The 12,848-nt window shown below is 70.6% G+C and carries 8 protein-coding genes; 5 read left to right on the top strand and 3 right to left on the bottom strand.

Annotated features, from left to right (window positions below; all coding sequences use genetic code 11):
- The first annotated feature begins 4 nt into the window (after positions 1-4).
- Both AB0F62_RS33235 and AB0F62_RS33230 read left to right on the top strand, forming a co-directional pair.
- Positions 5-913 carry a pyridoxal-phosphate dependent enzyme gene (locus tag AB0F62_RS33235; protein WP_361808038.1) on the top strand — a complete coding sequence of 303 codons (909 nt, stop codon included), beginning with the start codon at positions 5-7 and terminating at the stop codon, positions 911-913.
- A 26-nt stretch (positions 914-939) separates the two neighbouring features.
- Entirely contained in the window at positions 940-1,848 is a 909-nt protein-coding gene (locus AB0F62_RS33230) for a fatty acid desaturase (protein ID WP_361807957.1), read from the top strand.
- A gap of 97 nt (positions 1,849-1,945) precedes the next feature.
- Here AB0F62_RS33230 and AB0F62_RS33225 read toward each other — a convergent pair whose 3' ends face one another.
- Complete coding sequence (locus tag AB0F62_RS33225) at positions 1,946-5,677, bottom strand: S8 family serine peptidase (protein WP_361807954.1); 3,732 nt, start codon at positions 5,675-5,677, stop codon at positions 1,946-1,948.
- A gap of 650 nt (positions 5,678-6,327) precedes the next feature.
- Between AB0F62_RS33225 and AB0F62_RS33220 the strand changes: the two genes are divergently transcribed.
- A complete protein-coding gene (locus AB0F62_RS33220; protein ID WP_361807951.1) occupies positions 6,328-6,789 on the top strand; it encodes a carboxymuconolactone decarboxylase family protein in 462 nt (153 codons plus the stop codon).
- A 57-nt stretch (positions 6,790-6,846) separates the two neighbouring features.
- Here AB0F62_RS33220 and AB0F62_RS33215 read toward each other — a convergent pair whose 3' ends face one another.
- Entirely contained in the window at positions 6,847-7,503 is a 657-nt protein-coding gene (locus AB0F62_RS33215) for a hemerythrin domain-containing protein (protein WP_361808035.1), read from the bottom strand.
- A gap of 143 nt (positions 7,504-7,646) precedes the next feature.
- Positions 7,647-8,465 carry a helix-turn-helix transcriptional regulator gene (locus AB0F62_RS33210; RefSeq protein ID WP_361808032.1) on the bottom strand — a complete coding sequence of 273 codons (819 nt, stop codon included), beginning with the start codon at positions 8,463-8,465 and terminating at the stop codon, positions 7,647-7,649.
- 1,112 nt (positions 8,466-9,577) lie between these two features.
- Here AB0F62_RS33210 and AB0F62_RS33205 point away from each other — a divergent pair.
- Together AB0F62_RS33205 and AB0F62_RS33200 are read left to right on the top strand one after the other, a co-directional pair.
- Positions 9,578-11,518 (top strand): multicopper oxidase domain-containing protein, encoded by a 1,941-nt coding sequence (locus tag AB0F62_RS33205; RefSeq protein ID WP_361807948.1) that lies wholly within the window; start codon positions 9,578-9,580, stop codon positions 11,516-11,518.
- 386 nt (positions 11,519-11,904) lie between these two features.
- The coding region (locus AB0F62_RS33200) for a PepSY-associated TM helix domain-containing protein (protein ID WP_361807945.1) at positions 11,905-12,848 on the top strand (944 nt) is incomplete at its 3' end.

Raw genomic sequence — 12,848 nt, 5'->3', positions numbered from 1 at the left:
GTCCGTGCACACACTCCCCTCCGACGCGCCCGTCGACGCCTACGGCACCCCGCTCATCGACGCCGGCGAGCTCATCCCCGGCACCCGCGTCCTGATCAAGGACGAGACCCGGTACGCCTCGGGCAGCCACAAGGAACCCGCGGCCCGGGCCGTCGTACGGCGCGCCGCCGCCGACGGCCACCACCGGGTCGTGATCGCCACCTGCGGCAACTACGGCCGGGCCATGGCCATGGCCTGTGCCTCAGCCGGAATGGCCTGCACCGTGGTGCTGCCGGAAGGCTGGAGCGACGGCGGCGCCTTCATGCGCGCCGCCGGCGCGGACGTCCACCTGGTCCCGGGCAGCTACGAGGACGCCGTCGACGCGTCGCGCCGGCTCGCGCTCGCCGACGGATCGGTCGACGGCAACGTCGACGGCCCCTACGTCGACGCGGTCCTGGCCGGACACGGCGTCGTCGCCCAAGCGCTGCACCAGGAGCTCGGCGAGCCGCCGGCGGCGCTGTGGATCCCCGTCGGCAACGGCACCACGATCATCGCCGTGCATCGCCGACTTGGGGATCTCGGCTGGTCGGTGCCCATTCACGGGGTCGGCTCCGCCGCCAACAACCCCGTGGTCACCAGCTGGCCCGGCGCGTACCGGACCCTGCCGCCCGAGGACGTCGTCACCACCGACCACAACCAGCCTCTGGTCAACTGGCACGCGCTGCAGGGGCCCGAGGCGATGGCGGCGGTCGCCGACTCCGGCGGTGCCGTGCACGGCGTCGACGACGACGAGCTGCGCGCGGCCGCGGCACTGCTGGCCGAGCGGGGTGCCCACCCCACCGCCGCCGGATCGGTCGCCCTGGCAGGGCTCCTCCGCCATGCCCGCACCACCGAGCTTGCCGGAACCCACGTCGTGCTCCTCAGCGGACGCTGAGTGGACCCCCTCACGGAGAATGTTCGATGACCCACGTGGCACCGTCCCCCACGTTGCTGTTCGCCCGGACGCGAACAGGCGCGAGGGACGAACGGATCTTCCTCGCCAAGCTGGCCCTGCTCGCCGCGCTGACCACACTCGGCGCCACCCTCGCTCTGCGGCCCGAACCGCCGGCCGCTGTCATCGGTGTGGTCCTCCTGGCCGCCATGTACACCCACGCGGTCGAGTTGCAGCACCAGTCCCTGCACCACTCGGCCTTCCGGCGGGCATGGCCGCACCGGCTCGTCGGAGTGCCGCTGGGCCTGCCGATGCTCGTGGTCTACACCCACTACCGGGTCCGGCACCTGCAGCACCACCGCTACCTCGGTACGGCGCAGGACAGCGAGTTCTTCGGCTTCGACACCCGTGAACCCCTGACGAAGGGCGCGCTCCTGCGCGGGCTGTTCGACTACCGGCGGCTGGCGGTGGTCGTCCGCGACGTCGCGCGCGCGGCGACCGGTCGCTGGCGGTACGAACTCGGTGACATCAGCCCGAAGCTGCGCCGCCGGGTGATCACCGAGCACCTCGTCCTCGGCGCTGTCCTCGCCCTGGTGGGCGTCCTCACGGCCGCCGGTTACCACCAGGAGGTGCTGCTCCTGTGGCTGCTGCCGCTGCTGCTCGCGGTGCCGATGCACTTCCTCGTGGAGCTGCCGGAACACATCCTGTGCGACACCGACAGCACGGACGTGCTGCGCAACACCCGCTCCATTCACGGAAGTTGGTTCAGCACCTGGTTCACCAACGGCAACAACCTGCACATCGAACACCATGCGGCGATGAGCGTCCCGATCAACCGGCTCCCCACCCGCCACGCGGAGACCGTCCTGTACGCCGCGCACGTGGAACGGACCTACCCGGACTTCTACCGCACCCTGTGGCAGACGGTGCGGCGCTGAACCGGCCCTACCGAGCCTGCCGCGGCCTCGCCACCGTCATTGTGACGGCGGCGAGGCCCCCCGCCCCTCCCGTGACAGGGCGGTGCCGGCTCGCGGACTATCCGGCCGGCCAGTGCGGCCACGCCGGGGCGTAGCCGCACCACTGCTCCGGGCAGCCCACTCGGTAGGCACGGGTGACCGTCTCCGTCACCGACGCGCCGGACCGGTCCGCGGCGGTCACCTTCAGCGAGACCCAGCCGGCGTCCATGGCGGGCACGGTCACCCGCCGGTCGCCGTCCCGGCCGCGGACCTCCGCCGCGTGCCAGGTGGCCCCGTCGTCCGTGGAGTACCGCACCGACACCCGCTCGATGCCGGCGCCGCTCACCCCGGCCTGCCGGCCGATGCCCAGCCCGAAGGTGAACTCCCGCTGCTCCGCGACCGAGTTGTCGCCGTCGAGCCCCGCCATGTCGTAGCGCGTGTCGAGCAGCGGCAGCGGGCGCTCGCCACCGGTGTGCTCGGAGCGGAACCGCCAGGTGTCCGTGATGCGCGTGCCCAGCTTCCACTCCGGGCTGTCGTGCCGCGCGGACGAGGTCAGCTCGTACCACTGGCCACGTGCGGGCACGTCGAAGACGCCCTGCCCCGGCTCGTCGTTACGGGCGATCAGCTTGCCCGATCCGTCGCGCAGCACCGTCTCGCCGGACTCCAGATTCCGCAGCGGGTCCGTGCGGTGGCCCGCCGCGTCCGAGAACATCGGCAGTGCGAGACGCAGTTTGTCCCCCGCGCGGGTAGCCTGTGCCCGACCTCCGGGCCCGTTCACCGACAGCGACGGGTTGAACGGCGCGGTGAGCCAGTTGTCGGTGACCGTGCGCCCCTGGCGGAGGACCGTCGGGTTGGTGTACTGCACACCCAGCGGCCCTTCGTCGAGCGCGTACTCGAACGTGGCCGTGGTCCACGGCACTTCGGGGGTGTAGTACGCCGTCATCCGGTGCGGTGCGCGGAACAGCGTCGACTGCTGGGCGATGTCCAGTCCGCCGTAGGTCACCCACCCGTAGATCCCCTTGAGGTCGTTGGGGTATCCGGTGGTGCGGAAGCTGTGGTCCACACGGGCCAGGTCGCGGCGCCGGTCCTGCCAGTTCGCGCCCGCGGGGACCCCGTCGTCGTGGGCGTGGAACGTGAAGTAGGTGCGTTCGCCGTTGCGCTCCCCCTTGATCCGCAAGGTCACCCCGCCCTTGGCGAGCCGCTCGCGGAGCAGGGCCACACCGTGGTCGCCGATGCTCAACGTGGGGTCGTCCGCGCCGATCGACGCCGACCCGGCCAGCAGGATCGCCGCCGGCCGCTGCGCCTTGACCGCCTGGTAGCGCCGGTCCAGCTCCTCCCAGGGCAGGCTCCAGTCCGACTCCAGGAGCACGATCCGGTCCGCGATCTCACGTCCCGTCAGGTCCCCGCCGTCGCCCGCGTCCGTGACCCGCTTCTCCAGGTCCCACGCCACCTGCTGCGTCATCAGCGAGACCGGCACGTCCACCGGAGTGCCGGAGCCACCGACGGTCGTCGCCAGGACGGACGGCTGCTCCCACGAGGCGGCGGAGAAGTACGTCAGACCGGGTATCTTGGCGCTGCCCACGGCATACGAGCGGTACGCACCGGAGTAGAGCGGCGCGACCAGGCCCTTCGGGTCGCCCGCGCCGGCCGACGAGACCATCCCGGTCGCCGACCCCCACTCGTTGAGCCGCATCTTCGGGTCGTCGATGCCCATGGTGACCAGCTTCGCGGTGGACAGGTCGGTCCTCACCGTCCGGTCGCCGTCGAGGCTGACGCGCCGGGCGACGGCGACGGAGGTCTCGGGCACGCTCGCCCTGCCGTACCGGACGTACTCCCACACCCCGCCGAACACCCGGTAGTCGCCGACCGGCAGCCGGAGCTCCTCGGCTCCCTCGGTGAGGCTGACCAGCTGGGCCTCGCCGGTCCTCTCGTTCTGCACCACCAGGTTGGTGTAGGCCGTCTCGACCCCGGGCCGCAGCGCGGCGGCTTCGAGAGTGAGCGTCGCGGTCGGGCTCTCGGCGTCGATGCCGACGGGGGTGCGCGCCGTGCTGCCGTCACTGCCGCGTGCGGTGATCCAGGCGCTGTGGGTGCCGGCGGAGGCCCGGGCGGTGTCGACTCTCACGGTCGCCTCGGCGGTGCCGCCCGCCGGGACGGTCAGCCGACGTGTGACCAGCGAGACCGGTGCCTTCCCGGTCAGGGAAAGGTCCAGCCGCATGTCCTTGCCGCCGTTGTTGCGGTAGGTCACCGTGCGGGTCGGGTTGCCGCCGTACGGCCAGGTCAGCTCGGCGGAGACGGCGGCCGGGGAGGCGGTGACCGACGACGAGAGCGCGCTGGGCACGTCCACGCTGCCGGCGCCCTGCTCGTAGACGCCGGCACCGTCGACCGGGTCGGCGGCACCGACGAGCGCCGCCTTGAGCCGCCGCGCGTCCCAGTCGGGGTGCCGCTGCTTGAGGATGGCGGCCGCCCCGGAGACGTGCGGGGTCGCCATGGAGGTGCCGCTGATCGTCGCGTAGAACTCGCTGTTCGCGGCGGCGTCCAGGGTGCCGGCGGCACGGGCGGCGGTGATCGCGCTGCCGGGCGCGGTGATCTCGGGCTTGACGCCGCCGTCGGTCACCGCGGGACCCTGGGAGGAGAACGACGACATCGCGCCGTCCTTGGTGATCGACCCGACGGTCAGGGCGCTCGGCGCGGCGGCCGGCGTGCCGATGCTGCCCGGCGTGCCCTCGTTGCCGGCCGCGACGACGAACAGCGGTCCGCCGTCCCTGGACAGGGTCTCGACCGCCTGGGAGACCGGGTCGCTGCCGTCGCTCGGCAGGTTGGAGCCGAGGCTCATCGAGACGATGTCGGCGTCCTGGGCGGCCGCCCACTCCATGCCTTCGAGGATGCCGCTGAAACTGCCGGATCCGCCGCCGTCGAGCACCTTGCCGATCAGCAGCCGGGCCCCGGGCGCGACGCCCTTGTAGCGGCCCTGCGAGGCGGCGCCGCTTCCGGCGATGGTCGAGGCGACGTGCGTGCCGTGGCCGTTGAGGTCGGTGACGTCCTCGTCCCAGGTGAAGTTCTTCTCCGCAACGACCTTGTTCTTGAGGTCGGGGTGGGCCGGGTCGTACCCGGTGTCCAGCACGGCGACCCTCACGCCCTTGCCGTCGAGCCCCTTGCGCCATGCCCGGGGCGCGCCGGTCATGGCGACGGACCGGTCCAGGCTCGCCTCGACCTCGGCGTCCAGCCAGAGTTTCCCGGGCGCCGCGGTGCGGGACGTCGACGTCGCGTCGGCGGCGAGGAAGCCCCGCCAGGCCGTGGCCGCCTCTGACTTGGCGACCGTGCGGGCCGCCAGCCCCAGTTCGGGGAAGGTGTCCCGCTGGGTGGACCCGCGCAGCGCGGGGCCGGCCTGGGCCGTGGTGATCAGCGGGATCGAGGTCCGGGTGGCGTCGTCCAGCCCTTGCGCGACGAGTGCGGTGACGTCGAAGAGCTGCCGGTCCACGCGGCCTTGGGCCAGCGGCCGCGTGGCGTCGACGGGAATCACGTACTCGTGGTCGTTGATCCTGGCCCGGGTGAACGCGATGTGGCCCCGGCCCTTGCCCGGGGTCACCCCGCTGACCTGGAGTCCGCTCCCGCTGCCGGTGAAGCCGACCCGGTCGCCGCTGATCAATGTGACGGTGTGCTGCCCGGGCGCCGCCGGCGGGGCGGCCGGACGGCCGGTCCCGGCGGCCGGCCCGGCTACCGGATCCGGCTCTGCCGCCGCCGGCAGTCCGGTGGCGAGCAGCGCCACCGCGGTGGCCGCGACCACGGCCGCGGTCCTCGATCTGGAACGCATAACCTTGTACCAACTCCCCTGAGATCGCCCGACGAACGAGCGTCACCGGCGTGTGCCCGGCCACAGTCGGGCCAGGAGTTGACGCCGTGCCAGGTGGCGGGCGTGGCGCATAGGTGCCATGTCACCTGTTCGCCAGTCGGCCGCCCCTTGTTCGGTGGCGCGACCGGCGGGGGCCGGGTGCGAGGGAGGTGGGAACATCGCCGCGGCAAGGAACGGCGCCGACCCCAACGACGGCCCGGCCCCTCCCTCCGGACCACGGCGGACGTCGACGACGCGGCCCACGATCTTGGGAGCGGGGAGGAGAGGGCCACCGCGGCGGGCGTGGCCGGACTACGCTTGATGTGAACTCGCTGGTCGCCAGTCTCGGCGCCGCCTTGCCGCGGGTGGGCACCGTACGCGGCCGTCGGGTCCGGGCCCGACCTCGAGGTGGGGCCCCGTCGGGGAGAACCTCGGCGGTCGAACAGTGGCGTGCCGCCCCCGGACGCACATGCTCACAACCGGTTGCAGGCCCCCGCTCTCGCGACCGCCGTCAGCCTGGCCGATGGGCCCGGAGCGTGTTCGCAGGACTTCGGCCGGCCGGACGGCGGTGCCGTTCGGGCGAGCCTGAGGCAGCGACCCCGACCGTCGCACCGTGCAAGGAGGCGAATCCTATGACCGAGCGGCAACGCGTCAACATGGGAAAGCAGCACCCGGCCGATTACAAGGCTCTTCTCGCCCTGTCCTCGGCGGTGGAGGAGACCGTCACGGCGGCAGGTCTCGATCCGCTCCTGGTCGAGCTGTTGAAGATCCGCACGTCTCAGATCAACGGCTGTGCGTTCTGCCTCAGGATGCACACCCGTGATGCCCTCAAGAAGGGCGAGAACCCGGATCGGATCGCGGTGCTGCCCGCGTGGGCGGAGGCCGGGTACTTCTCCGAGACCGACCGCGCGGCCCTGCGCCTGACCGAGGCGATAGCGCTCGTGCCGCAGGGCCACGTGAGCGACGAGGACTACGACGCGGCCGCGGCGGTGCTGCCCCCAGAGCAGCTCTCGGCGGTCGCCTGGCTGGCGACGGTGATGAACGCCTTCAACCGCGTCGCGATCACCAGCCGATACCCGGTCGGCGGCAGCTGAGCGCGGCGTCCAGCGCTTCCGGTCACCGGACGGGGGCAGCGGCTCTCAGCCGGTCCCTCACGGGATGCGCGGCTCGCGCCTCCCCTCAAGGCCCGCGAGCACCCTTTCCGCCTCCGCGACGGCCCCCTCCTCGTCGAAAAAGCCCGCCATAAGGTGTCCGACCAGCGGCGGAATGGTCGCGCCCACCCGCTGCCCGAAGTCCTGCCATTCCGCCGGGCTGACATGATCGCGGAGCGCGGGGAAGAGGATCGGCTCTTCATGGTCCAGGTGGTCATGCACCGTGTCGCGCACCGCGGCGGCCGCGTCCCGCAATGCGGCCCGGGCTCGTTCCCCCCGGACGCCATCACCGAGGCCGGTATCGCCTCGGCCAGCACCCGTGGTCTCACCGGCGCCGTCCTCGGCTTCTTGGCCGCTCAGGTTCACGGCGGCCAGACGGTCGAGCGCGGCGTCCAGACGCTCGTGCTCCTCGCTCAGCGCACCGAGTTCGTGCTCCGTGTCGGGCGCCGCCGCAACGATCCGCGGCCACAGTTCGTTGTCCTCGGCCTCGTGGTGATGGCGCAGCATGGCGACGACGAAGTCGCGCAGCTGCCCCAGGGCGCCGAGCGGCACCGAGGGGTGAACGGCGGCCACTGCCAGCACGACGGTGGCGACGCGGTGGACCTGATGAGCACGCCGGGTCTCCATGACCGCCGAAGATTCTTCAGAAATTTCCATATTCACCAACCAGGATATATCGACTTGATTCCGCCATCGCCAATAATTGCCTCTCGGGCAGAGAATCGAATGACGACAGCGCTCTTGCGATGGACCGACCCGCCCCTATCGCCCGGTCAGCAGCGATCCATCACGGCACGGTTTCACGAGACCAGCGAAGCCAGCAGCCTGAGCCGTTCGGCGGATTCGGATCCGGGGGCGGCGCCATCGAAGATGATGCGCTGGCCAGGGGGGTCGCTAAAACGCACGACCTCTTCATTGAGGGTGAGATGCCCTACGAGTGGGTGATTAAACTCCCGGACCGCGTATGTCCACTCGGCTACCGACTGGACATCCCAGAACTTCACGAAATCCGGACTTTCGACGGTCAATTCACTGATCAGCTCGGCCATGAGGAGATCACCGGGGTACTCCTCCGAAGCCACCCGCAAATACCCGGCCACGTGCCGCGCCCAGTAACTCCAGTCGACCATCAGCTCGCGCATCGCCGGTTCGAGGAAAAAGCTCCTCGCCAGATTCGGCCGCTGGTCCGGACTCACACCGAGCAGTGCGAACCCCAGGCGATTGCCACCGAGCAGGTCTGTACGCCTCCCCACGATGTACACCGCCTGGTCGGTGACACTCTCGGCCAGAGCGAGCACCGAGTCCCGCACCTTTTCAGGCCCGGTCTGATACCTCGCGACCTCCGGGGGCCATGCCAGGCGCAGCATGTGGAGCCGATCGACGTCGTTCAGGCGCAGCGCGCTCGCGATCGCCTCCATCACCGCACCGGACAGGTGGTGACCCTCCCCCTGCTCGATGCGGGTGTAGTAGTTCACGCTCACCCCCGCCAATCGCGCCACCTCCTCGCGCCGCAGACCCGGTACTCGGCGCGGTGAACCGTGGGCGGCGATCCCGGCGTCCGAGGGGGAGAGCGCTGCCCGCCGGGCACGGAGAAAGTCCCCGAGTTTGACGTTCCACATCCTGCTCACATTGAGAGCATATGCTCCCATGTGCGAGGCGGCAAAGCCGCCCCCGAGCCGAAGCTCCCGGTACCGGATCCCGGAGGGAACTGACCGGCCCTGCAGACCCCTTGAGGGCATCCGGGCAGCGTCCGACGCAGCCCCACGACCGTGCGGCCTAACCATGTGGCGGGCCGCAGAGCCACAGCGGGATGCCGTCGACGGCCAGCGGCACGCCGTCTCGCAAACCGCCACTCGGACTCGTCAGGTCGATCACGCGACCACGTGCCGTCCGGGTCGACCGCCACCAGGTCATCCACGCGCCCCGGATCGAACCCGGCCCGCCCCGGATCCGGCCCTCTCATGCCGGCGACGACACAAGGCACAACCGCTCACGGTGGGTACCCACGCCGTGGGTACCCACGGCACGGCGAGGCACCGGATGGGAGGTATGTGCTGAATTAAGCCGGTATTGACGGACAGGTGTGCGCCAACTGCCGTCGCGGGACTGCATACGATTCTCAGCACGTCGGCTCTCCGGAGGCCCATCCGGAACTTCGGCGTCGCCCCGTTGCACGCTCGTCGCGAGACCCGCTTCGAGGTCGCATACGGGCTCGTCACCCTCTCCCGCGAGGCGTTCCCGTGGAACGCCTCGATCGCATGCGGCTCATAAAGCCTGCGCAGGGAAAGGGGAGTTGTCGGGCGAAGAGAGCGGCAGCTCACCGGTGCACCACACGGTTGAGGTACCACCGGACGGGAACCGGTGGCCCGCCAGGTGGGCACCCATGCGTGTGACCGTCGGCTCCCACCGCAGAATCAACAAGCGCTCCGGGGGATAGGCAGTGTGTCCGATCCCGGGTGCCTGTACGGGGACCATGTCCCATTCGCGCGGGTCATACCGCAAGGCGACGGGGGCGCCTCCCTCCGGCACCGCCGGAACCGAGACAGAAGGCCGCCTGCGTTCGTACCGCGGCGCAGCTCAAGACCACGGTCGTTCGAACTCACGGCGCCATCGCGCGCTCACACGCCCTGCCGCATCGCAGCAGTCGCCGGGACATCGGGCTGCGGTGCGCCTCAACGTGCCCATGACGGGCGCTCACAACAACAACCTTCAGTACAGGAAACCAACCACCATGAAGCACAATCGACGGACCTTCCTCGGCATGGCCGGCGGCACCGCGGCCGCTGCCGCCGTGGCCGGCACCGGAATCTACAGCGCGACGGCCCTGACCCAGGGACGCGCACAGGCGAGCCAGACGATCGCCGGCGGCAGCAAACCGCTCAACGGCGTGGGCTCCCCGGAATTCACCAAACTGACCCCGTTCAAGGACCCGCTGCGCATTCCCCCGACGCTGCGCCCCGGCGACGAGGCGATCACGCAGGTCGACCTGGTGGAGTCCCAGATCCGTCTGCACTCCCAGATGCCGGCCACCCGCCTGTGGACCTACATGGGCCACTTCCCCGGTCCGACCATCGAGGTGCGCAGGGGCCGGCGGGCTCGCATCGCCTTTGAGAACAAGCTGAGGAGCACCATCCCCCTCAAGGCCGTCTTCGTGGACCCGGACGGCCCGGGGCCCGGCCTGCTGCCCTACAACATCCCGGGATCCAAGGGCGCGCATGCGCGTCCCGAGGTCGACAAGCTGACCGCCTGGACCACGGCCCACCTCCACGGCGGCCACAATCACGCCCTGCACGACGGCGGTGCGGACCTCGCCGTCACCCCCGGAAGTGCGCAGTTGGCCGAGTACGGCAACGACCAGGCCGCTGCGCACCTCTTCTACCACGATCACGCCATGGCGGTCACCGCGCTGAATGTGCAGGCCGGACTGATGGGCCACTACATCATCCGCGACGAGGAGGAAGACCGGCTCGATCTGCCGGGCGGCGCCTACGAGATCCCCCTGGCGATCCAGGACGTCAACTTCGAGACCGATGACCAGGGGCGACTGACCGGGCAGATCCTCAACAAGAAGATCTCCCCCACGAAGCCCGAACCGGGGATGATCCCGCCCTCTCTCGCGAGCTTCGGCCCCTTCACCATGGTGAACGGTGTGGTGTGGCCGCATCTGGACGTCAAGGCGCGCGCCTACCGATTCCGCCTGCTCAACATCTCGGCGACCCGCATCTACCGGATGGCCGTGATCGACGAGGAGACCGGCAAGGTGGTGCGCGGGGCCATGAAGGTCGTCGCCACCGACCTGGGCCTGCTCGGCACTCCCCAGACCGTCGACGAGGCGCTGACGCTCTCCCCCGCGGAACGTGCCGACGTCGTCATCGACTTCGCCGCCTTCCCGGGCAGGAAGCTCAAGCTCGTCAACACCATTCCGGGCCAGACTCCCGGAACTGCCCTGCCCGACTTCAACATTCCCTTCCCCGAGGTCATGCAGTTCCGCGTCGCGACCAAGCGGCACGAGACCTACACGCTTCCGGCGAAGCTGTCCCCCCGCTTCAAGAAGCTCACCTCCGCCGACATCCCCAAGGGCGCCGTCGAGCGGTTCGTCGTGCTCACCATCGGCGCCGGCATGCCGGTGATCTGGGAGATGAAGGAGGTCTCCGACGAGGCGTCCGGCGAGGGTGTCGTGCAGATCACCCTGCCCGGCGGCACGAAGACGCTCCGCCGCGTGGCCTCGATATTCGAGGACGCGACCACCTTCTTCGCGGCATCCAGCACCTGGGAGAAGTGGCACCTCATCAGCATCGCGCCGCCCAACGTGCCGATCTACCACCCGTTCCACGTACACCTGATGGACTTCCAGGTGGTGGACCGGCGTGAGATCGACGTCAGCGGCATGGACTTCGCCGCCGGCGGCACCAAGGCGCCCATCACCCTCGGCCGTGAGGTGCCCGTCGCCCCTGAGGAGTCCGGGTGGAAGGACACCGTCAACGTCAACGCGAACACCATGGTCACGATCGGCGGCAAGATCGCTGACCAGACCGGCCGGGTCATGTACCACTGCCACCTCTTGGACCACGAGGACGAAGGCATGATGCGTCCCTTCGTGGTCATGCCGCCGGCCGTGCACGAGATCCACAGCGGCCTGCTGGGGCAGCACGGCGGGCATCACTCGATGTAACCGGTCGTAGGTTTCTCGCCCGTGAGGCCGCATGCCGATCGTCGATCGCGCTCGGTGGCGGGCGGACCGGCCGCGCCATGGATGCGGAGCGTCGGCCTCACGGGTCGGCCACGGTGGCTCGGATCCACGCGTGTGGGTCCCAGCCACCATGGCCCAGCGCTGACACGCACGGAATCGCCCCTGAGCGCCCACGAGGTCCGGGGCCGACATCCCCCCGCCGCCCCGGGCCGCACCCCAACCACGCGACGACGAATGTGCATTCCCCACGACGATCACCTTGCCCGGGGACTGCCGCCGTGTCACACCGTTCCACCACACCGGCGACCAACTCGCCGACCTCGTTCGCACACCCACTCGCCGAGCCTGGGTGCCGATGGGAATCCCACATGTCCTCTCCACAGGAACACACGTCGACGGGCGACCGCGCTGGGGCTGCCGGCCCCGGTTCGCCGTCACCCTCCACGGAAGCCCGAACCCTCCACCGAGCCCGTTCATGGCGGGGCGTACGGGCGCTTCTGGTCCGACTGCACTTCTACGCGGGCGTCTTTGTCGCGCCCTTCCTTCTGGTGGCCGCGCTGACGGGCCTGGCCTACACGGTTAGTCCGCAGCTCGACCAACTCGTCTACGGGGATCTGCTGCGCGTCGAGCAACCGGGTGGTGAGCCCCGTCCACTCGCGGTGCAGATCGCCGCGGCCCGGGCCGTCCACCCGGAAGGAACGCTGGCGTCGGTGATCTCCCCGTCGGGACCGCGGGAGACCACGCGGGTGGTGCTCTCCGTTCCGGAGCTGGGTGACCGGCAGCGCACCGTGTTCGTGGACCCCTACACGGCCCGGGTGGAGGGCGAGCTGACCACCTGGGGAGACTCGACGCCGTTGACCACGTGGTTGGACGATCTGCATCGCAATCTGCAGTTGGGGGAGACCGGCCGCCTGTACTCGGAGGTCGCCGCGAGCTGGCTGTGGGTGATCGTGGCGGGTGGGCTCGTGCTGTGGATCGGGCGTGCCCGTGGGCAGCGGGCGAGGTCGGTACGGGGTGTGCTGCTGCCCGAGCGGTCCGCCCGGGGGGTGCGGCGTACCCGGACCTGGCATGCCGCCACGGGGGTGTGGATGGCGCTGGGTCTGCTGTTCCTCAGTGCGACCGGGCTGACCTGGTCCCACTATGCGGGTGACCGGTTCGGGCAGGTGCTGGACGCGGTGCAGGGGCATGCGCCGGAGCTGGACACCGCGCTGCCCGGTGCGGACGCGGCGTCCGGTGACGGCCACGCGGGGCATGCCGGGCACGGCGGCGGGACCGCTGCGGGGTCGGGGGACCCGGCGGACTTCGACGCGGT

The organism is Streptomyces sp. NPDC026673 (genome assembly GCF_040638135.1).
GTDB lineage: Bacteria > Actinomycetota > Actinomycetes > Streptomycetales > Streptomycetaceae > Actinacidiphila.
The sequence above is the reverse complement of the archived record's forward strand: the minus strand, read 5'-3'. Positions and strand labels throughout refer to the sequence as shown.